Source organism: Actinoplanes sp. NPDC051470 (assembly GCF_040682035.1).
GTDB lineage: Bacteria > Actinomycetota > Actinomycetes > Mycobacteriales > Micromonosporaceae > Actinoplanes.
This window is the reverse complement of the sequence record NZ_JBFBAA010000004.1, coordinates 75,022-94,573: the sequence shown is the minus strand read 5'-3', so window position 1 is coordinate 94,573 and position 19,552 is coordinate 75,022. Positions and strand designations below refer to the sequence as shown.

Genomic DNA, 19,552 nt, shown 5'->3' with positions numbered 1-19,552 from the left:
GACAAGCTTGCAGGTCAGAGGCTTGCCGGGGACAGACCGCGACGGGGTGATGACACGTTCTGGGGAGATCTACACCGGAGCGAGGGCCGCGAGCAGCTCTTCGGCCCGCTCCCGGGCGGCGGTCGGGTCGGCGTCGGGTCCGCCGATCAGCGGATCCCAGTTCAGGTCGTAGAACAACTCGGTGACGCCGGCCTCGGCGTACAGCTCGGCGCCGGCCTTGATCTGTTCGATGCTCCCGGAGAGCGGCCGCGCGTCGTCGCGCTCGCCGGCCAGGACCACGCCGCGCACCACGATCCGCACGGCGTCGGGATCCTTTCCGGACTCCTCGGCCGCCGCCGCACGATCTGGGTGCCGCGGCGGATGTCGTCGAGGCCGGCGGCGCTGCGGCTCACCCAGCCGTCGGCGATCCGGCCGGCCCGGCGCAGCGCGCTCTCCGCGGTCCCGCCGAGCAGGATCGACGGCCCGCCCGGGGCGACCGGCTTCGGCCGCATCCGGCTCGGCGGCACGGTGTAGAGCTCGCCGTCGAAGGCCGCCACGTCGGCGGTGAAGAGCGTGCGGAGGATCGCGACGTATTCCTCGGTACGCCGCCCGCGCGGCGCCGGGTCCGACCCGGTGGCCGTGAACTCCGCCGCCGACCAGCCGGTGCCCAGCCCGAGGTCGACCCGCCCGCCGGAGAGCACGTCGAGGGTGCTCGCCTGCTTGGCCAGATAGGTCGGGGAGAGGTACGGCAGGTTGATCACCGCGACGCCCAGCCGGATGCGGGACGTGAGCGCGGCCGCATAGCCGAGCGTCACCACCGGGTCGAGGACACTGCGATAGACCGGATCGAGCTGGTCACCCTCGGCGACGAGCAGCCGCTGGAACGTCCACAGTCCGTGGTACCCGAGATCCTCGGCCGTCCGGGCGATGTGTCCGACCTCGGCCGGCTGGGCCCAGGCGCCGGAGACGGGCAGGCCGAAGCTGATCAACATGCCCCGATCATAGGGGCGCGCGTGGCCGGTCAACCGGCGCCGCGGAGAGGGCCGGCTACACCGTGAAGGCGCGCTGCATGTTGGCCACACCACCGGCCAGCGTGGTGAGCAGCCGGGCCTCGGCCGAGCCGGCCGGTGACAGCATCAGCAGCCGGTCGACCCGGGCGCCCAGCGCGGCCAGCGACGACCGGAAGCTGCTGCGGTCGGCCGGGCAGCGCAGCGCCTGGTCGGCGTAGTGCCGGACGAACGCGTCGTAGTCGACCAGGCAGGCGCAGGCCGCGGCCATCCGGTCGGTGGTCGCCCGGCGCTCGGTGAGCCCGTGCAGCATCCGCTCGACCGCGTTGGACAGCCAGTCGCACTCCAGCCGCAGCTCGGGGTCGGCCGACGCGCGCAGGATCAGCGGGATCGCCTTGCGCAGGCAGCGGTCGGCGCGTTGCAGATGGGCCGGCACCGTGCGGCGCGGGTCGCGGCTCTGCGGCGTCTCGGTGGTCAGCCCGGTGAAGTCGACCGGTCCGCTGGCGTCGGGACCCTCGGCCCGGATGTCGGCCTCGCCGATCTCGGCCGCGCGGGCCAGCGACTTCTGCGCGGCCCGGTGCAGGGCGCCGGCCTGGAGGAAGGCCGACCGGGTGCCGCGGGCGTCGATCTTGTCGGCGGCCAGCCCGAAGCGTTGCGCGGCGAACGGCCGGTCGGCGGCCAGCGCGCGATCACCGGCCGCGAGCTCCTCGGCGGTCACCCACGCGATCGCGCGTTGCAGAACCGGGTCGGTCAGCGCGGTGCGGCCGTTGCCGGTGCAGCGATCCTGGGCGTACGCCCACCGCTCGGTGAGCGTCTGGTCGTCGATCTGGTCCAGCCGCCGCGCCCGCACGCACCGGTCGAGCAGCTGCGCCGCCTCGAGTCGCAGGCCCTTGCGGAGCCGGGCCCGGGCCACCTCGACGGCGGTCTCCACGGGGGCGCGACGCTGCTCGGGAATGCGTCGCGTGGTCTTTGGTTCGTGGGGGCGAGCGGGCGCCGTATCGAGGGAGTCGGCCAGCACGTCGCCCAACTTAACACCCGACGTCACCGTGAATATACTCATGGTGATCTTTATTGCCGGACGAATCTGGACAACCCGGCGGCTTACCGGCGGGCGCGCCGGACCGCCTGGCCGGCGCGTGGATGGCGTGCGGGTGCTGTGCCGTACCCAGAAAAAGCCGGCCGCGGACCGGCTGGCCCGCGCCCGGCGTTGTCGCAGTGGTAGCCCAACCCGGGATCGTGCGGGCAGATACCGCGTTGAGCTACCACTGAGGGTTACGCGGCGAGCTTGCGGCCCACCTCGGCCGCCTTCTCACCCAGCGCGGTCCGCAGCACGGCGACCGTCTCGTCGGTGGACCTGCCGTCGGCCAGCTTGGCCAGGAACGTGCCGGCCACCTCGGGGTTGGCCTCGATCAGCGCCTCCATCATGTTCCACATGTCGGTGAACAGCACGTCGTGGGTGGAGCGGCCACGACGACCGACCTCCTGCTGCCACGGGGCGATGCGCAGGGCCTTGCGCCACGGGTTGTCGGCCGCGCTGGGCGCCATCCGGGCCAGCCACCAGGAGTCCATCCGGGCGTTGAAGTCGGCCTGAGTGATCGTTGCCATGTCGTCGTCCTCGGCTTCCAGTAGGCCCCAGGGCCGCGTGCTGCTCTCCTGGGCGGTCGTGTAACGGGAGGAGAAGTGGGCGTGCTTGTCGTGCGGGTTCGAGCCGGTGTACTCCCGGGCGGTCCAGCCCCAGCTCCGGGACCAGACGCGGCGGTTGTAGATCACGTTCTGCAGCCGGTCGTCGGCGCCGCTGCGGTGCCGGGTCACGATGATCTCGACGGCCTTTTCCATGGTCCAGCCCGACCGGCGCAGGTCGATGTCCACGTCGATGGCGTGCACCTCGTTGGTGTTGTCGGCGTCCTCGTACGGCGTGCTCCCGGTCTCGTCCGGGTTGTGGTCGCTCGAACTCGAGGCGTGCGCCGAGTCGCCGATCGAACCGTCGCTGCTCTTGTCTCGGGCCGGCGCCAGCGTGTTGAACTCCTCACGCAGGCTCACCAGGCACGGAACCAGAATCCAGCTGGCCATCGATCGGCACCTCCTCCCAGGGGTCGGGCACCGGATCACCGGCGTACTGCTCGGGTGGGCCCGGGTCGTGCGGCTCCGCGTACTGTTCGCCCTCGGCGATGTCGTCCGCGGACAACGGCTCCTGCCGCTGCTCCTGGGGGACCACCGACCGGGGGACGGACGGATCGGTCACAACACTCGCTCCTTGATCGTGGCGGGAACCAGATGATTCCGCGCTAACGGCGAGGGAGAGTACCCAACGAGTGCGACAGCCATGTAGGTTCACCCGTGAATCACCGATGAGTGCACAAAGGCGACGATCACGCGCTGTCGCGGATCACCAAGGTGGGTTGGAACGTCACGGAGCGTGGAAGCCGGCCCGGGCTGGCGATCTGGGCCAGGAGCATCTCCGCCATCTCCGCCGCCATCTCCTCGACCGGCTGGCGAACGGTGGTGAGCAGGGGCCGGCACTCGAGCGCGGCGCTGCTGTCGTCGAAGCCGACCACCGCGACGTCCTCCGGCACACGGTGACCGAGGTCCTGCACGGCGCGTAACGCCCCCTCGGACATCAGGTCACTGGCGACGAACAGGCCGTCCACGTCCGGATGGGCGGCGAGCAGCCGCCGCGCGCACTCCTCGCCGCCGGCCCGGGTGAAGTCGCCCTCGAGCGACGGCACGTCCCGTCCCAGCGCGGCGCGGAAACCCTCCAGCCGGTCCAGGCCGGCCGGGATGTCCAGCGGTCCGCTGATCGTGGCGAGCCGCCGGCAGCCGCGCGCGAGCAGGTGCTCGGCGGCCAGGCGGGCGCCGAGCCGCTGGTCGACGTCGACGTAGGACGCGGCGATCGGCTGCGACGGGCGGGCCGACATCACCGCCGGGATGCCCAGCTCGTGCACCTGCCGGGGGAGCGGGTCCTGCTCGTGGCTGCTGATCAGCAGGACGCCGTCGACGTGGCCCTGGCGCAGGTAGCGGATCACGTGGTGATGGTCGCCGGCGTCGGTCGGGATGATCACCAGATGGATGTCGTGGGGGCGCAGCGCCCCGGTCGCGCCGGCCGTGATGCGCCCGAAGTAGGGGTCGGTGAACACCCGGTTGAGGAACGACGTGTCGTTCGGGCGCTCCGGCTCGGAGATCACCAGCGCCACCGAGTTGGTGCGGCGGGTCACCAGCGTGCGCGCGGCCAGATTCGGGACGTACCCGGTGTCGGCGATCGCGCGCTCCACCATCTCGCGGATCTTCGCGTCGACGCTCGGCGCGCCGTTGATCACCCGGGAAACAGTCGCGCGGGACACCCCGGCCGCCTCCGCGACCTGGTCCATGGTGGGATTCTGCCCACCTCGCGGGGGCCGAGGCGTCATGGCGTCTGTTATAGCACCGGGTCGCCGGAGAGTCGGGGAAGCGCTTCCTCGACTCTCCGGCTTCAGGTCACGACGGACGACCATCCGCGCCGCACTTGATGATCGGGCGGATGCAGTCGTTGACCCGGCGCGCCATCTCGGCGACCGGCCACGCGTTGAAGAAGTCGCCGTGCATCGTGTAGCCGGCGCCGGACGCCAGCCGGAAACCGGCCGGGTTCCCGCTGACCGGATACCGCATCACCTGGCGCAGCTTCGGCACCACCACCGGGTGGCTCGACGGGCAGGCCCCGCCGACCGGGTACGCCATGTGGCTCTTGTGGTCGGCCGAGTCCAGGTCGCGCCCGTTCCAGCACTGCGGGAAGTCCAGGTACGACTCCAGCATCGTCCCGGCCGGGCAGGTCACGAAGTCGTGCGACGGCGGCACCTGACCGGCGTGCAGGCAGGACCAGCGCGAGATCGTGTTGTCGTTCGGGCCGGCCGCCTTGGCGTTGCCCGCGACGATGCGCAGGCCCAGCGGCAGCGGCTGGGTGGTGGCGATCAGGTCGTCGCGGACACCCTCGCCCAGGTAGTAGAAGACGCCGGTGGTCGGCTCGACCGGCACGTTGTTGTTGTAGAACGTGGGGATCCAGTACGACGACTTGTCGATCGACGGGTTGCAGTTGCTGTTCGCGTTGAGCAGGTCGTTGACCGTCGTGTACGCGTTGGTCACGGTGCTGCCGAAGAAGCTGTGCATGTGCGACGCGCCCGGCATGCTCGGGAAGACGATCGGGTCGTCCGGGAGCCGGTGGCTGTAGGGGCAGTCGGCCAGGAACTCGGCCACCCGCACGATGTCGGCGTCGGCGGCCTTCGGCACGGCGAGCGCGACGGCGGCGAGCAGGGCGGCGAGCACGGCTTTGACGAGGCGCATTACTCCTCCTTGGGGAAAACGCCGGGACGGGGATGGGGGCCCCGTCCCGGCGTGGTGCCGAGCCGGTCAGATCACTGGAGGACGCGTACGTAGTCGACCAGCATGCGAGACGGGAACGGCGTGGTGCTGTCGATCGGGCCGGGGAAATCTCCGCCGACAGCGAGGTTGAGGATCAGGTAGAACGGGTGGTCGAAGATCCACGGGCCGCGGGTGTTCTCCACGGTCTCCTTGCTCGCCGTGAACACCAGCTGGTTGTCCAGGAAGAACCGGATGCCCTTGCTGTCCCACTCGGCCGCGTAGAGGTGGTAGTCCAGGGACAGGTCCACCGGGGCGGTGGACTTCTGGCCGTACCCGCCGCCGCCGTTGTAGGCCGGGGCGTGCAGCGTCGTGTACGTCTCGTTGGTGTTCCGGCCGAGGACCTCCATGATGTCGATCTCGCCGTTGTACGGCCACGGGCGGCCCTGCAGGAAGTCGGCGCCCATCATCCAGAACGCCGGCCACAGCCCGTTGCCCTTCGGCACCTTGATCCGGGCCTCGAACCGGCCGTACTGCGCGTGGAACTTGTTGCTCGTGTTCATCCGGCCCGAGGTGTACTGCCGGCCCTGGTAGTCCTGCCGGCGGGCCTCGATGACCAGGTGACCCTGACCGTCCATCTGCGCGTTCTCACTGTTCGGCGTGTAGTACTGGATCTCGCCGTTCTGCGGGACGCCCGGGTCGTAGGTCCACTTGGCCGTGCTCGGCTTGGTGCCCGACGGGTCGTTGAACTGGTCCTCGAACACCACCCGGGTGGCCGGGAACGCCGGGTCGGCGGGCTGAGCGGGCGGGCTCTGCGGGTTGCCGCCGGTGCCGTAGACGCTGAACTCCCAGAGCGAGTAGCCGTACGCGCTGCTCCTCGCCGTGCCGTACATCCGGACGTAGCGGCCGGTGCCGGTGGCGTTGATGACGTCCTTCAGCCCGTTGCCGGTGGTGGTCGAGAAGAAGCTCGTCCAGTTGGCGTTGTCGTTCGAGACCTGCAGCTGGTACGACGTCGCGTACGCCGGGTCCCACTGCAGCACCACCTGGCTGATCTGCGCGGTGGCGCCCAGGTCGACCGAGATCCAGCCCGGGTCCACCCAGCCGTTGGTCGACGAGGTCGCCCAGCGGCTGGCCGGGTCGTTGTCGAAGGCCTTGTCCGGGGTGCACGGGTTGCAGTTCACGTCGTTCTGCGAGGTCGAGGCCAGGGCCGGCCTGTTGTACGACAGCAGCCGGGCGGTGCCGCCGGGCGGCGGGTTGTCCGGCGGCGGCGTGGTGCCACCGTCGGAGAAGACCTGGAACTCCCAGAACGAGTAGCCGTAGATCTCCAGGGCCCGCTGGGTGAGGTTGATGCGCACGTACCGGGCGGTGCCGGTGACCGGGATGCTCTGCTGGCCGCCCGCGCCGGTCGTGGTCGCGTACGCCTGGGTGTAGCTCGAGCCGTTCGTCGAGAACTGGATGGTGAAGGCGCGGGCGTACGCACCCTCCCAGTTGATCGCGACGCGGCTGACCGCGGTCGACGCGCCGAGGTCGACCTGGAACCACTGGGACCCGGAGAACGCGCTGGACCACCGGGTGCCGGCGTTGCCGTCGACCGCCTCGCCGGGCAGGTAGGCGCCCGGCACCTCGGTCGACGATGCCGTGGCCGGCTTGCCCTGCGACACGTTGACCTCGGCCGCCTCGGCTCCGGTGGCCGCGACCAGGCTGCCGAGCAGGCCGACCAGGACGACGCCGAGGCCGGCCAGTCCTCGGCGACTTCGTCGGAGAACAGGGGATGTCATACGGGGATCTCCTTGCGGGGAATCAAGGGGACGGATGGAAGAGGGATGTGTCGGAGCGGTTACGGGGATGTAAGAAAACGCTCTCTGACAGGTCACTCTGAACTCCGGTTTCACGACTGTCAATGCCTGGTGACGGGCTTGGGAAGCGCTTTCTCGGATAACCCCAGGTAGCGCCCCGGTTCCGGAACCACAAGGCGCGGCCGCCCGCTGGTGGAGGGGGTGGTAGGTCGTGGCGGTGTTTGTGGTCCGGATGGCGTGCTGGGCTACCACTGGCGGCGGCGGTGGTAGGCCAGGGCGGTTGTCAGTTGGCGGACCGTCTCGGCGGGGTGGTCGGTCAGGTCCGGGGCCGTGAAGCGGAGGACTTCCCAGCCGGCCTCCCACAGGGCGTTGAGCCGGGCCGCGTCGCGGCGGAAGGTGGCCTGCTCGCGGTGCTGGTCGCCGTCGTACTCGGCGGCCACCCGCCACTTCGGCCAGCCCAGATCCACCCGGGCGACGAATCGGCCGCTGTCGTCGCGCACCTCGAACTGCGGGGTCGGGGCGGGAAGGCGCGAGGTCGCGATCAGCACGCGGAGACGTGACTCCATCGGGGACTCCGCCCGGGGGTCGATCAGCGGGAGCCGTGTCAGTAGCGTCCGGGCCCTCTGGAGCCCGCGATGGGCGCAGATGTAGTCGGCAATCTCGGCGACCGTCACCAGGTGCCGGCGGCAGAGAGCGTCGACGGCCGCGACCGCGGGCGCCAGGTGTTCCTGGCGGCCGAGGTCGAAGGCGGTCCGCACCGGTGTCGTCACCGGCATCCCGGCGAGTTCGACGATGTCCTCGGCGTCGAGGAACGTTCGGAAGACCCGAACTCGTGGATGTCGCCACGGATGAGTTGCCTTCGGGACCGTCACCGTGACCGGTGCGTCATGCGGAAGCAGGTCCACGCCGTACAGGTAGGCGGCGCTGTAGCGGTCGATCGCGCTCCGCTCGTGAAGGGTGAGCGCGACCGCGGAACACCAGAGCCGATGGTCGACCGTCGCGTCAGCCGCGGCATAGGTGTCCGGCAGCAGCCGGCGCCACGATGGTCCGGCCAACATGTGGCGGGTGACCAGGCCTCTGGCCACCGCGTCCCGGCCTCGGAACGGTGCCGTCCGGAGCTGTTCCGCGACGTGCGCTCGACTTCCCATGAGCCAACCTTGGCGTCACCGGCCGCCGTCCGTCGGCACCCCTGTGGACAACCGAGGATCAGTGGTAGGCCAGAACGGTATTTCCCGCTCACATGCCGCGCTGGGCTACCACTGCTCGGGGGGCGTCGTGGCGGACGCGGTTGCGGCCGGCGGCCTTGGCGCGAACACGCTCGCGACGAAGATGCGGTAGGCCGGCGGGCGGCCGCCGCGGCCGCTGATCAGCCGAGCCAGCACGGCCAGGACCAGGATGTCGGAGACCTGGTCGGCCAGCGACACGGCCCGGGCGGGGTGTTCGCAGGCTTGAGCGGTCATCGCCTCAGCAGTCACACGGATGCGGGCTGTGATTTCCGGGCGCGGCGAGGGATCAGCGTCGCCGTGTAGAGCAGCAGCGCGGCCAGGCCCAGGACCAGGGCGGCGGCGCTCACCGCGCGGTCCACCGACTGGGCGGTGACCATCAGCGGCAGGGCCTTGACCGCGACCGAGCCGCCGAGGGCGCGGACCGAGGCGCTGTAGGCCAGAGCCGTCGTCACCCCCTTGAGCGGGGCCTCGGCGGCGACCCGGGCGTCCATGTCGCCCTCGAAGGCGGTCTGGCTTAGGCCCGCGGCGAACTGGGCGAACAGGACCGCGTAGGCGTGGGCCGGCGCGAACATCCAGCCCACCAGCATGCCCAGCCCGAACAGCGACCAGCGCAGCACCGCGGGCAGGCGCATCGAGCCGATCGCCTCGACCGCGACCGTGGCCAGCAGGCAGCCCAGGCTGAACGCCACGGCGGCGCCGGCCACCCAGGTGCGGCCGTGCAGCTCGGTGGTGAGCGGGACGGCCAGCAGGGTCGGTCCGGAGGCGAGCAGCATCACGCCGCCACCGGCGGCGAGCAGTTTGGGGGAGACGGCGGTCCGGCGGCGGGCCGGGCTGGACGGGACGTGGGTCGCCACGCGGCGGCCGCTCAGGGCCAGGGCGGGGATGCCGGCCGTGGGTGTCTCGTCCGGACGGACCCGGGCCCGGCGGGCGCCGGCGATGGTCGGGAGCAGGGAGCCCGCGTAGACCACGAAGACGGCGGCCAGCCACCAGCCGGTGGGATGGCCGGCCGCGCCGGCCGGGAGCAGGGCGGCGAGCCCGGTGCCGGCCGCCTCGACGGCCGCGATGCCCAAGGCGTACCGGGTCATCGCCTTCGGGCCGGGCGCGACCGCGCTGACCTCGGCCCGCATGCCGGCGAAGCCGGTCCAGGCCACGATGTGCATGATCAGGATGCCGGTCGCCAGGGACCAGGTGGGCGCGCCGGCGATCAGGCCCCACAGCACGGCGACGCGCAGCACGATCTCGGCGCCGGCGGTCGAGCGCAGCAGGATGCGGCCGGGCAGGCGGCGGGCCAGCCAGCCGGTGATCGGCGCCGAGAGCACGACGCCGGCCAGCATCGCGGCGTTGTAGAGGGCGGCCTCGGCCAGCCCGCCGCGGTCGACGGCGAGCAGCACCAGCACGGTCCAGCCGAGCGCCATGCCGAACGAGTCGACGACGCCGGCGGCGAGCAGTTCCCGGAGCCGGCCGGCCCGGCGGAGACCGCCGGCCGTCGCCTGACGATGGCGAGCGGGCCGGGCGGCCTCAGCGGGCATGACCCTCGCCGACGAACAGCGGGGTGGGCGGCGGGAAGCCGTTGAACGCGGAGGCGTAGCTCAGCGTGTACGCGCCGGCCGACCCGATGTAGAGGATGTCGCCGACGTCGATCGTGGCCGGCAGCGTGACCCCGGTGAACACGGTGTCCGAGCTGTCGCAGCTCGGCCCGGTCACGGTGAACCGCCGGCCGGGCAGCTCGGCGGCGTGCCGCACCGACGTCCACAGCGGGTAGTCCCAGCCGTTCGCGGTCTGCAGCGTCTCCATCAGCCCGTGGTAGGCGCTCACGTCGACGAACAGCCAGTTCTCGTCGCCGCGGCGCTCGCGCCCGATGACCGTGGTGGCCAGCACCGACGATTCGGCGACCAGGAACCGGCCGGGTTCGGCGGCGAGCAGGGCGGGCCGGTACGGCAGCAGCTCGGCCAGCGCCGACGTGACCACGCCGCCGATCGTCTCGATGCTCGGCACGCCGTGCACGTACCGGGCCGGGAAGCCGCCGCCCAGGTCCAGCATCTCCAGCGTGATGCCGTCGGCCCGGAGCCGGGACATCAGCCGGCCGGCGTCGCCGATCGCCTGCCGCCACGCGAGCGGGTTGTCGCACTGCGAGCCGACGTGGAAGGTGATCCCGTACGCCCGCAGCCCCAGCCGGTCGGCCAGGGTGAGCAGGTCGTACGCCTCGTCCGCGGTGGTGCCGAACTTCCGCGACAGCGGGAACACGCTGGCCTCGTCGGCCACCCGCAGCCGCACGTAGACCGCCGATCCGGGCGCCAGCTCGGCGATCTTCGCGAGCTCGCCGGGCGAGTCGAAGCTGAACCGCCACAGCCCGGCCCGGTGCGCCTCGGCCACGTGCGCCGGCGGCTTGACCGGGTTGCTGTAGAGCACGTCGGCCGGGTCCACCCCGGCCCGCTCGAGCATCCGTAGCTCGCCCAGCGAGGCGATCTCGAAGCCGGACCCGCGGGCGGCCAGCTCGGCCAGGATCTCCGGCGCCGGGTTGCTCTTCATCGCGTAGTACGCGCGTACCCCCGGGATCGCCTGCTCGAGCTGCGCGTGCCGCGCCGCCACCGTGCCCAGGTCGGTGACCAGGTACGGGGTGGGCACGTCGATGACCTCGAGCATGTCCGGGGCCAGGGCGGACGGCCACTGCGCGGGCACGCGGGCGGGGGTCAGCAGCGCGGAGGTCATCGGGGTTTCGTCTCCAGGGGGTGGGGGATCAGACGGCAGCAGGGGTGGCGCTTCCGTCGTGGAGCAGGCGCCCGGCAACGGCGGCGGGCACGGGCGGGGAGAAGTAGAAGCCCTGGGCGAACCGGCAGCCCATGGCGCGGAGCGCGGCGAGCTGGCCGTACTCCTCGACGCCCTCGGCCACGGTGGACATGTTCAGGCTCTGGCCGAGCTGGACGATGGTCCGGGCCAGCGCGGCGTCGTCGGTCTGTGCGCCGATCCGCTCGACGAACGAGCGGTCGATCTTCAGCGTGTCCACCGGGAAGCGCCGCAGGTAGGCCAGCGACGAGTAGCCGGTGCCGAAGTCGTCGATGGCCAGCGAGACCCCGAGCGCCTTGAGCCGGACCAGCTGCTCGAGGTTCTCCTCGGTGTCGGTCATCAGGACGCTCTCGGTCATCTCCAGGCACAGCTTGTCGGCCGGCATGCCGGTCTCGGCCAGCACCTCGGCGACGACCGCGGCCAGGTCGATCCGGTCGAACTGGCGGACCGAGACGTTCACGGCCATCCGCAGGTCCTGCTCGCGAACGCCCCAGGCGACGGCCTGGCGGCAGGCCTCGGTGAGCACCCAGTGGCCGAGCGGCACGATCAGGCCGGTGGCCTCGGCGATCGGGATGAAGTCGAGCGGCGAGATCATCCCGCGGGTCGGGTGCTGCCAGCGGACCAGCGCCTCGAACCCGGACACCCGGTTGTCGGCCAGGTCGATCGAAGGCTGGTAGTAGAGCTCCAGCTCGCCGCGCTCCAGCGCCAGCCGCAGGTCGGCCTCCAGCTCGAGCCGCTCGACCAGCCCGGCGAGCATCTGCGGGTGGTAGCTGGCCCAGCCCGAGCCGCCGGCCTCCTTGGCCCGGTACATGGCCAGGTCGGCGTTGCGCATGAGCTGGTCGGCGCCGGCCTCGCCCTGGCCGTTGAGCAGCGCGTCGGCGAGCAGCGCGCCGGCGGCCAGGCCGATGGACGCCTGGACGTGCATCTCCCGGGTGTCGATCCGGAACGGGTCGTGCAGGCTGTCCACGATCCGCTGGGCGACCTGCTCGGCGTCCGGGGCGCCCAGCGGCGCGGCGATCAGCACGGCGAACTCGTCGCCACCGAACCGGGCGACGATGTCGTCCGCCCGCACCGCGGCGCGCAGCCGGTCGGCCACCCGCACCAGCAACTGGTCGCCGGCCAGGTGCCCGAGGCTGTCGTTGACCTCCTTGAACCCGTCCAGGTCGAGGAAGAGCACGGTCACGTCCTCGCCCTCGGCGCGGGCGTCCAGCGCCTCCGACACCTGCTCGCGGAACAGCGCCCGGTTGGCCAGCTGGGTGAGCCCGTCGTGGTACGCCTCGTGCACGAGCTGCTCCTGGAGCAGCTTGCGCTCGCTGATGTCACGGGTGTTCAGCACCAGGCCGCCGACGCTGGGGTCGCCGAGCAGGTTGGTGATGGTGATCTCGGCCTGCCGGTAGCCGCCGTCGCCGCGGTGCAGGGTCAGCTCGATGGAGGTGGTCGCGTACGGGCGGCCGCCGAGCGAGCGCAGCGCCTCGGCCAGCGTGGCCGCGGCCGCGGGGGTCAGCATGTCGGTGAGCCGCCGGCCGGTGAGCCGCTGCGGCGAGGCGCCGAACACCCGCTGGAGCGACTCGCTCTGGTAGAGCACCTCGGACTCCGGGCTGACCACGGTGACCACGTCCGTGCTGTGCTGGACGAGCGCGTGGAAGCGCTGTTCGCTGGCGGACAGCTCGGCCGTCCGGTCGGCCACCCGGCCCTCCAGGTTGCGGGTGAGGCTGCGGTTCTCCAGCAGGGTGAGCAGCTGCCGGCCGACCATGAGCAGGATCAGGGCGGAGCGGGTGTACACGACGAAGGCGTTGCTCTGGCCGGTGCGGGCGAACCAGACGACGGTGATGGCCAGGGCGGCCAGCACGGCGACGTACGGCAGCAGCACGCCGATCTGGGCGCCCTCGACCGCCTCGGCGTCCGACCCCGAGGTGTCCGTGGCGGCGTCGGCCGGCTTGCGCGCGGCCAGCAGGATCAGCGAGAAGCCCGCGAACCAGCCGATGTCGGTGACCCCACCGGACTGGTAGATGCCGATCAGGTTCAGGTACGCGTACCCGATGTCGGAGATGGCGAAGGCGACCACGCCGGCGCCGACCAGGGCGAGCCGCCCGAAGTCGCGGCCCTGCTGCCGCTGCAGCGCCGTCATGTAGATCACGATGGTCACGATGACCACGTCGCCGAGCGGGTAGGCCAGCGAGATGGGCAGCGCCAGCATGCTGTCGTGGCCGGTGTTGAGCATCGGCGTGATGATCAGGATCCACGCGATCAGCACCAGCGAGGTGGCCACCATCAGGCCGTCGAGCACGCTGCGGGCCCGGTTGGCCAGCGCCTGGGCCTGGCTGGGCAGGACGAGCAGCCCGGCCGGGGTGAACACGACCATGCCCATGTAGCCGATGTCGGCCTGGGACGGGAACGGCACCTCGTCGCCGCGGTACGACTCGAGGTAGACCCACGCGCCCTGGCCGAGGCCCCAGGCGAGCACGCCGAGGCCGATCAGCGCCCAGCCCCAGCGGGCCCGGCCGCGGTACGAGCGGGCGCGCAGCAGACAGGCCAGGGCCGCGGTGATCGCGCCCAGGCAGAGGCCGACGTTCGAGATGCTCTGCGAGACGCGTTCGCCGCCCACGCCGGTGCTGAGCACGACGCCGATGGCCAGCACGACCAGCGCGACCACGAGACACAGCCCGGGCCAGCCGCGCGTCAGGCGTCGGCGTCCCTCGGGTGCGCTGGTCCCTGCCATCGTCGGATGTCTCCATGCGGCTCCGGACCGCGCCGGACGGCGGTCGTACAGGACGAGATCGGAACCTGGGCGGCGTCCTTGAGTGATTCCGGAGGGTGACGACGCTTCCGCCGGGTGCAAAACGGTTGCCCATTGACATCTGTCATTTGTTGGTGACAACGTTGTCACGCTCTCGTCATGGAGGTATGTCGATGATCCGCCGTCTGCTGGTGACCGCCGTCCTGCTGCTGCCCTTCGCGTCCGCGTCACCGGCGGCGGCCGCCGACCCGGCGCCCGTGGACCTCGTCCACCCGTTCGTCGGCACGCAGAACTTCGGCAACACGTTCCCCGGCGCGGCCGCGCCGTTCGGCATGGTCCAGGTCAGCCCGGACACCGGCGGGCAGGGCGGGTACGACTACACCGCCGACGCCATCCACGGCTTCAGCCAGACCCACCTCAGCGGCGTCGGCTGCGGTGTGGCCGGCGAGCTGCCGATCATGCCGACCACCGGCGCGGTGACGTCCTCCGATCACAATGCGTACAAGTCGGCGTTCTCCCACGACGACGAGCAGGCGTCACCCGGCTACTACCGGGTCGGGCTGTCCCGCTACGACATCGACGCGGAGTTGACGGCCACCGCCCGCACCGGCTGGCAGCGCTACACGTTCCCGGACACCGACCGGGCCAACGTGCTGTTCAACACCGGCAAGGCGAACCAGAACGTGTTCGGCTCGGAGATCCACGTGGTCGGCGACCGCACCGTCGAGGGCCGGGTCAACGCCGGCAACTTCTGCGCCGGCAAGGACGACCACACGGTGTACTTCACGGCCAGCTTCGACCGGCCGTTCGCCACGTTCGGCTCCTGGCGCGGCGGAACGATCGCGCCGGGCAGCCGGGATGCGGCCGGCGAGGGCGGAAACGGGGCGTACGTCACCTTCGACGCCGCCACCGACCGGGATGTGGTGGTCAAGGTCGGTCTCTCGTACACCGGCCCGGAGGGCGCGCGGAAGAACCTGGCCGCCGAGACCGCGGGGTCCTACGACTTCGACCAGGCGCGGGCCGCGCTGCGCGCCCGGTGGGTGGACGAGCTCGACCGGATCAAGATCGACGGGGGTACGGGTGACCGCCGCGCCGCCTTCTACACGGCGCTGTACCACTCCCTGCTGCACCCGAACGTGGCCGGCGACGTGGACGGCCGGTACGTCGGCTTCGACCGCACGGTGCACACCGCCGACGGCTACACGCCGTACCAGAACTTCTCGCTGTGGGACACCTACCGGCCGCAGAACCAGCTGCTGGAGCTGATCGCGCCGGACGTGGCCCGGGACGTGGCGCTGTCGGTGGTGGCCATCGGGCGCGACGGCGGGTGGCTGCCGCGCTGGGCGCTGGCCAACAGCGAGACCAACATCATGACCGGCGACCCGGTCACCCCGTTCCTGGTCGAGGCCTGGTCGAAGGGGCTGCTGGCCGGGCACGAGGAGGAGGCGTACGCGCTGCTTCGCGCCAACGCGGTCTCGCAGCCGCCCGCGGAGTCGCCCTACAACGGGCGCACCGGCGTGGCGTTCTATGCCGACCGCGGCTACATCCCGTCCGGGCTGAAGCTGGGCACCGACTGCGTGCACAAGGGCGGCGACAACGACTGCGTGCACCCGGCCTCGGCGACCCTCGAATATGCCGCCGCCGACGCCTCGCTCGCGCTGATGGCCGCCGGGCTCGGCAAGACCGGGGACGCGACGCTGCTCGCCGGGCGCGGCCAGTGGTACCGCAACCTGTGGGACAAGGGCACCAAGCAGTTCCGCCCGCGCACGGTCGACGGGACCTGGCTCACCCCGTACGACCCGGTGCACGCCGCCGAGCAGTTCCACGAGGGCGGGGCGTACCAGTACCAGTGGCTGGCGCCGCAGGACCCGTCCGGGCTGGTGGCGCTGATGGGCGGCCGGAAGAAGACCGAGAAGCGGCTGGACGACTTCTTCGTCTACGACAAGCTGCTCACCGACCCCGCCGGCACCGCCCGCAACGACTGGATCGCGGCGCCGTACGACTACTACGAGAAGCCCACGTACAACCCGAACAACGAGCCCGACCTGCTCGCGCCCTACATGTACCACTGGGCCGGCGCCCCGGCGAAGGCCGCGACCGTGGTCCGCGCCGCGATGACGCTCTTCACCACCGGCCCCGACGGCATGACCGGCAACGACGACCTGGGCACGATGAGCGCCTGGTACGTCTTCTCGTCGCTCGGGCTCTACCCGACGATGAGCGGCGCCAACTTCCTGGCCGTCTCCAGCCCGCAGTTCCCCGGCGCCACCGTGCGCACCGGCGAGGGCACGCTGTCGATCACCGCACCCGGCGCGTCCGACGCCAACCGCTACATCCAGCACGTCCACCTCAACCACACCACCCTCACCAAGAACTGGGTGACCTGGGACAGCGTGGCCAAGGGCGGCACGATCAAGCACACGCTCGGCGCCACGCCGTCGGGCTGGGGAACCGGCAAGAACGCCGAGCCGCCGTCGGTGAACCAGGCGCCTCTCGACACCCGCCGGCACGTCGACGCGTCGCTGCGCCCGGCCACGGCCGCGCTGCCCTCGGGCGGCACCACGTCGTTCACGGTGGACATCGTGGCGCAGGCCCCGGCCACGATCCGGCCGACGGTCACCGCCACCGGCCCGGCCGGTTGGAAGGTCACCGTCAAACCCAAGCAGCTTCCGTACCTGGTCTCGTCGAATCTGCCGGTCTCGGCCACCGCCACCGTCACCGTGAAGGTCCCCACCGGCGTGGCCGAGGGCTCGTACCCCATCTCGGTCAAGGTCGATGAGGTTGCTCTCACCGGAAACGTCGTGATCCGGCCGGCGCTGTCCTGCGTGGCCGGCACCGCCTGCGCGCTCGACCTCACGCCGGAGCTGACCCGGGACGGCACGGCCACCGTCGCCTCGCCGGACGAGGGCAACTTCGACACCGGCGGCTGGAGCTTCGACGCCGCCCTGCTGCCCGCCGCCGGCCCGGTCACCTGGGACGGCGTCGGTTATCAGGCTCCCGACCCGACGGGTACGGCCGAGAACTTCGTGACGGCCACCGGTCAGTCGCTGGTGCTGCCGGCCGGGTCGTACTCGTCACTCAACGTCGTCGCCACCACCCACAACGGGCCGGTGAGCGGGGCGCTGACCATCGGCTACGCGGACGGGACATCCGAGACGCAGACCATCACGGTGGCCGACTGGTGCGGCTCGCCGACCGCCGGCACGTCGGCGGTCCTGGCCATGCCGCACCGGATCAAGGCCGGGCAGGGCGTGGACGGGCCGCCGGTCAGCCTCTTCGGCCTGCGCGTGCCCGTCTCCGCCGGCAAGTCGATCCGGTCGGTGACCCTGCCGGACGATTCACGGCTGAACGTCTACGCGCTGACCCTTCAGTAGGCCGAACCTGTCGTGCTGGGGCCATCAGGCCCCCAGCACCCAGCCGTAGACGCGCTCCACGTGCAGGCGCAGCACGATCCGCTCGTCCGCGACCATCACGCGCCGGTACTCGTCCCAGTCCGGGTGCTCGCCCTGGATCCTGCGATAGACCTCGACCAGCTCCTCGACGGTGGCGTCGTCGATGCTTCTCGCGGGCTCGGTCCACGTCGCCGTCGCCTCGGCCACCGCGTAGCCGTGTCCCGTGGTCGCCTTGGTGTGCAGGCTGGCCCGCGGGTCGCGCTTGAGGTTGTGCACCTTGGCCAGCGGAACGCGGGTCGAGATGCGGATGAGGTGGTCTTCGCCCAGGTACGAGACGTCCGAGAGCTGCGGCCGGCCGTCCTTCTTGATCGTCGCCAGCGTTCCCTCGTGCGACCCCGCGATCACGTCCCACAGATCCATGCCGTCAGCCTATTAGTACGCTTGACGATATATCTCGCGCGACGTACTGTCTCCGCCGTGCATGAATCCACGTTCCTCATCCTCACCGCGCTCGCGGCCGAACCGCTGCACGGCTACGGCATCGTCCAGGCCGTCTCCGTCCTCTCCGACGGCGAGGTGAAGCTGCGGCCCGGCACGCTGTACGGCGCCCTCGACCGGCTCGCCGAGCAGGAACTCGTGGTCGTCGACCGCGAGGAAGCCGTCGACGGGCGGCTGCGGCGCTACTACCGGCTCACCGACACCGGGGCCGCCGCGCTCACCACCCAGGCCGCCCGCCTCCGGCGCCATGCGGTCGCCGCCGAGCGGAACCTGGGTCTGGCATGAACCAGACGCTGCTCCTCGCCGCCTATCCCGCCCGCTTCCGCCGCCGCCACGGCACCGAGCTGATGACCACCCTGATGGAGATGGGTACGCCGTCCCGGGCCGACCTGTGGCACGTGGTGCTCGACGGTCTGCGCGAACGGTTCCGCCTGCCCGCCGCGCGTCCGGTCGCGGTGCTCGCGGCGGTGCTGGCCCTGGTCATCGGCGGCGCGGTGGGCGCGGCGGCCGGGTCGTTCGCGGGCACCTTCGGGTACGCCGCCCTGCCCGACGCCCGAACCCTGGCCGGCCAGGCCATGCCGGCGGTCGGCCCGTCGGCGATGCTCAACGACGGCGACACCTACCTGACCGTCGCCGACACGCTCCCGCCCGGCGCCGTGCCCGCCGACGTCGCCGAGCGGACCCGCCGGCGCCTGGCCGCCGCCGGCTGGACCACCGGCCCGGTCACCGCCGGCCACTTCCGGGCCGCGACCGGCGGCGTCGAGCTGAGCGTCCACGCCTACGACGCCCCGACCTCGATGCTCCAGGTCGCCGGCTGGCCCGCCCGTCCCGCCTCGTACGGGTGGCTGGCCCTCGGCGGGGCCCTGCTCGGCATGCTGGCCGGCTGGCTCCTCGCCGCGTACGCCGCCCACCGCATCACCGCCGGCCGCCGCCGGACCGCCGCGACCGTGCTCGGGCTGACCGGCCTGATCGCGCTGCTGGCCCCGTCGGCGATGTTCACCTGGTCGCTGGCCTACTACCTGACCGTGGTCGACCCGGTCGGCATGGGCGGCCTGGTCACCGGCTTCGGGCCGTCCCTCGACCTGGTGCGCGCGGTCGGCCTCCAGGGCTATCTGGCCGTGAACCAGACCTACTACCAGCTGACCGTCCTGGGCCTGGCCGCGATCGCCGTGGCGCTGATCCTCGCCCGCCCCCGGGCCGCCGCGCCCGCCCTCCGTTCAGCCTGACGCGCCCACCGGGCGAGCGTCTCGCGTATGGGGCGCAGCGTCTCAGCGATGGCCGGCGGCGGGTGCGGATCGGTTGACTGGTCGCATGTTCGCACTTCGGGTGACCGTCCTGATCGCCGCGACGATGACGACCGGCCTGACCGCCGGCGTCTTCGGCCTCTACCAGCACACCGTCATGGCGGGCCTGGCGCGCGCCGACGACCGCACCTTCGTCGGCGCGTTCCAGGCCATCGACCGGGCCATCATCAACCCCTGGTTCATGCTCAGCTTCCTCGGCGCGCTGCTGCTCACCGTGGCCGCGGCGATCCTCAACCCCGGCCGTACCCTCTCGCCGTGGATCGTCGGGGCCCTGGTTCTCTACCTGGTCGTCGTGGTGATCACGATGGCCGTCAACGTGCCCATGAACGACGCCCTCAAGGCCGCCGGCGACCCCGACCGGATCGCCGACCTGGCTCTTGTTCGCGAGCGCTTCGACGAGGCGCGGTGGCTGGCCTGGAACCTGGTGCGCACGATCGCGACCACGGTCGCCTTCGGGGCCCTGTGCTGGGCGCTGGTCGCCCGGGGCCAGGCCGGCTAGGGCG

17 protein-coding genes are annotated in these 19,552 nt (G+C 71.8%); 4 read left to right on the top strand and 13 right to left on the bottom strand.

Features of this window, described 5'->3' with window-relative positions:
• Positions 1–161: 161 nt before the first annotated feature.
• The 12 genes from AB0M54_RS09590 to AB0M54_RS09535 form a co-directional block, all read right to left on the bottom strand.
• Positions 162–971 carry a TIGR03619 family F420-dependent LLM class oxidoreductase gene (locus AB0M54_RS09590; RefSeq protein ID WP_364470133.1) on the bottom strand — a complete coding sequence of 270 codons (810 nt, stop codon included), beginning with the start codon at positions 969–971 and terminating at the stop codon, positions 162–164.
• A 55-nt stretch (positions 972–1,026) separates the two neighbouring features.
• Positions 1,027–1,917: a hypothetical protein gene (locus AB0M54_RS09585; RefSeq protein WP_364316317.1), complete on the bottom strand. Its 891-nt coding sequence runs from the start codon at positions 1,915–1,917 to the stop codon at positions 1,027–1,029.
• 341 nt (positions 1,918–2,258) lie between these two features.
• Positions 2,259–3,056 carry a hypothetical protein gene (locus AB0M54_RS09580; RefSeq protein ID WP_364470131.1) on the bottom strand — a complete coding sequence of 266 codons (798 nt, stop codon included), beginning with the start codon at positions 3,054–3,056 and terminating at the stop codon, positions 2,259–2,261.
• Positions 3,013–3,228: a hypothetical protein gene (locus AB0M54_RS09575; RefSeq protein ID WP_364316321.1), complete on the bottom strand. Its 216-nt coding sequence runs from the start codon at positions 3,226–3,228 to the stop codon at positions 3,013–3,015. Before AB0M54_RS09575 ends, AB0M54_RS09580 begins: the two co-directional genes overlap by 44 nt.
• Positions 3,229–3,355: 127 nt before the next feature.
• On the bottom strand, positions 3,356–4,351 hold the full coding sequence (locus AB0M54_RS09570; protein WP_364316323.1) for a LacI family DNA-binding transcriptional regulator: 996 nt from the start codon (positions 4,349–4,351) through the stop codon (positions 3,356–3,358).
• 106 nt (positions 4,352–4,457) lie between these two features.
• On the bottom strand, positions 4,458–5,297 hold the full coding sequence (locus AB0M54_RS09565; RefSeq protein WP_364316326.1) for a DUF1996 domain-containing protein: 840 nt from the start codon (positions 5,295–5,297) through the stop codon (positions 4,458–4,460).
• 71 nt (positions 5,298–5,368) lie between these two features.
• Entirely contained in the window at positions 5,369–7,090 is a 1,722-nt protein-coding gene (locus AB0M54_RS09560) for a discoidin domain-containing protein (protein ID WP_364316327.1), read from the bottom strand.
• Positions 7,091–7,353: 263 nt separating this feature from the next.
• Complete coding sequence (locus AB0M54_RS09555; RefSeq protein WP_364316330.1) at positions 7,354–8,256, bottom strand: DUF559 domain-containing protein; 903 nt, start codon at positions 8,254–8,256, stop codon at positions 7,354–7,356.
• Between the two features lie 105 nt (positions 8,257–8,361).
• Complete coding sequence (locus AB0M54_RS09550) at positions 8,362–8,568, bottom strand: hypothetical protein (protein ID WP_364316332.1); 207 nt, start codon at positions 8,566–8,568, stop codon at positions 8,362–8,364.
• Positions 8,569–8,579: 11 nt separating this feature from the next.
• Positions 8,580–9,863: a hypothetical protein gene (locus tag AB0M54_RS09545; RefSeq protein WP_364316334.1), complete on the bottom strand. Its 1,284-nt coding sequence runs from the start codon at positions 9,861–9,863 to the stop codon at positions 8,580–8,582.
• The gene (locus AB0M54_RS09540) at positions 9,853–11,043 is read right to left on the bottom strand and encodes a type III PLP-dependent enzyme (RefSeq protein WP_364316336.1); all 1,191 of its coding nucleotides are present in this window, start codon (positions 11,041–11,043) and stop codon (positions 9,853–9,855) included. Before AB0M54_RS09540 ends, AB0M54_RS09545 begins: the two co-directional genes overlap by 11 nt.
• 28 nt (positions 11,044–11,071) lie before the next feature.
• The gene (locus AB0M54_RS09535; RefSeq protein ID WP_364470129.1) at positions 11,072–13,837 is read right to left on the bottom strand and encodes an EAL domain-containing protein; all 2,766 of its coding nucleotides are present in this window, start codon (positions 13,835–13,837) and stop codon (positions 11,072–11,074) included.
• Positions 13,838–14,028: 191 nt separating this feature from the next.
• Between AB0M54_RS09535 and AB0M54_RS09530 the strand changes: the two genes are divergently transcribed.
• On the top strand, positions 14,029–17,229 hold the full coding sequence (locus AB0M54_RS09530; RefSeq protein WP_364470127.1) for a GH92 family glycosyl hydrolase: 3,201 nt from the start codon (positions 14,029–14,031) through the stop codon (positions 17,227–17,229).
• A gap of 24 nt (positions 17,230–17,253) precedes the next feature.
• Here the strand turns inward: AB0M54_RS09530 and AB0M54_RS09525 are convergent, their stop codons facing one another.
• Positions 17,254–17,667: a PPOX class F420-dependent oxidoreductase gene (locus AB0M54_RS09525; protein WP_364316341.1), complete on the bottom strand. Its 414-nt coding sequence runs from the start codon at positions 17,665–17,667 to the stop codon at positions 17,254–17,256.
• A gap of 57 nt (positions 17,668–17,724) precedes the next feature.
• Between AB0M54_RS09525 and AB0M54_RS09520 the strand changes: the two genes are divergently transcribed.
• The 3 genes from AB0M54_RS09520 to AB0M54_RS09510 all read left to right on the top strand — a co-directional run bounded on the left by AB0M54_RS09520 (position 17,725) and on the right by AB0M54_RS09510 (position 19,548).
• Positions 17,725–18,030, top strand: a complete 306-nt coding sequence (locus AB0M54_RS09520; protein WP_364316344.1) for a helix-turn-helix transcriptional regulator — start codon at positions 17,725–17,727, stop codon at positions 18,028–18,030.
• Positions 18,027–18,971, top strand: a complete 945-nt coding sequence (locus AB0M54_RS09515) for a hypothetical protein (protein WP_364470125.1) — start codon at positions 18,027–18,029, stop codon at positions 18,969–18,971. Before AB0M54_RS09520 ends, AB0M54_RS09515 begins: the two co-directional genes overlap by 4 nt.
• Positions 18,972–19,056: 85 nt before the next feature.
• Positions 19,057–19,548 (top strand): anthrone oxygenase family protein, encoded by a 492-nt coding sequence (locus AB0M54_RS09510; RefSeq protein WP_364470123.1) that lies wholly within the window; start codon positions 19,057–19,059, stop codon positions 19,546–19,548.
• Positions 19,549–19,552: the final 4 nt, after the last annotated feature.

Coding starts and splice junctions, on each gene's coding strand:
- AB0M54_RS09570 (WP_364316323.1), bottom strand. CDS start 4,351: ATGGACCAGGTCGCGGAGGCGGCCGGGGTGTCCCGCGCGACTGTTTCC.
- AB0M54_RS09590 (WP_364470133.1), bottom strand. CDS start 971: ATGTTGATCAGCTTCGGCCTGCCCGTCTCCGGCGCCTGGGCCCAGCCG.
- AB0M54_RS09545 (WP_364316334.1), bottom strand. CDS start 9,863: ATGCCCGCTGAGGCCGCCCGGCCCGCTCGCCATCGTCAGGCGACGGCC.
- AB0M54_RS09540 (WP_364316336.1), bottom strand. CDS start 11,043: ATGACCTCCGCGCTGCTGACCCCCGCCCGCGTGCCCGCGCAGTGGCCG.
- AB0M54_RS09555 (WP_364316330.1), bottom strand. CDS start 8,256: ATGGGAAGTCGAGCGCACGTCGCGGAACAGCTCCGGACGGCACCGTTC.
- AB0M54_RS09510 (WP_364470123.1), top strand. CDS start 19,057: ATGTTCGCACTTCGGGTGACCGTCCTGATCGCCGCGACGATGACGACC.
- AB0M54_RS09580 (WP_364470131.1), bottom strand. CDS start 3,056: ATGGCCAGCTGGATTCTGGTTCCGTGCCTGGTGAGCCTGCGTGAGGAG.
- AB0M54_RS09550 (WP_364316332.1), bottom strand. CDS start 8,568: ATGACCGCTCAAGCCTGCGAACACCCCGCCCGGGCCGTGTCGCTGGCC.
- AB0M54_RS09515 (WP_364470125.1), top strand. CDS start 18,027: ATGAACCAGACGCTGCTCCTCGCCGCCTATCCCGCCCGCTTCCGCCGC.
- AB0M54_RS09565 (WP_364316326.1), bottom strand. CDS start 5,297: ATGCGCCTCGTCAAAGCCGTGCTCGCCGCCCTGCTCGCCGCCGTCGCG.
- AB0M54_RS09530 (WP_364470127.1), top strand. CDS start 14,029: ATGATCCGCCGTCTGCTGGTGACCGCCGTCCTGCTGCTGCCCTTCGCG.
- AB0M54_RS09560 (WP_364316327.1), bottom strand. CDS start 7,090: ATGACATCCCCTGTTCTCCGACGAAGTCGCCGAGGACTGGCCGGCCTC.
- AB0M54_RS09525 (WP_364316341.1), bottom strand. CDS start 17,667: ATGGATCTGTGGGACGTGATCGCGGGGTCGCACGAGGGAACGCTGGCG.
- AB0M54_RS09535 (WP_364470129.1), bottom strand. CDS start 13,837: ATGGCAGGGACCAGCGCACCCGAGGGACGCCGACGCCTGACGCGCGGC.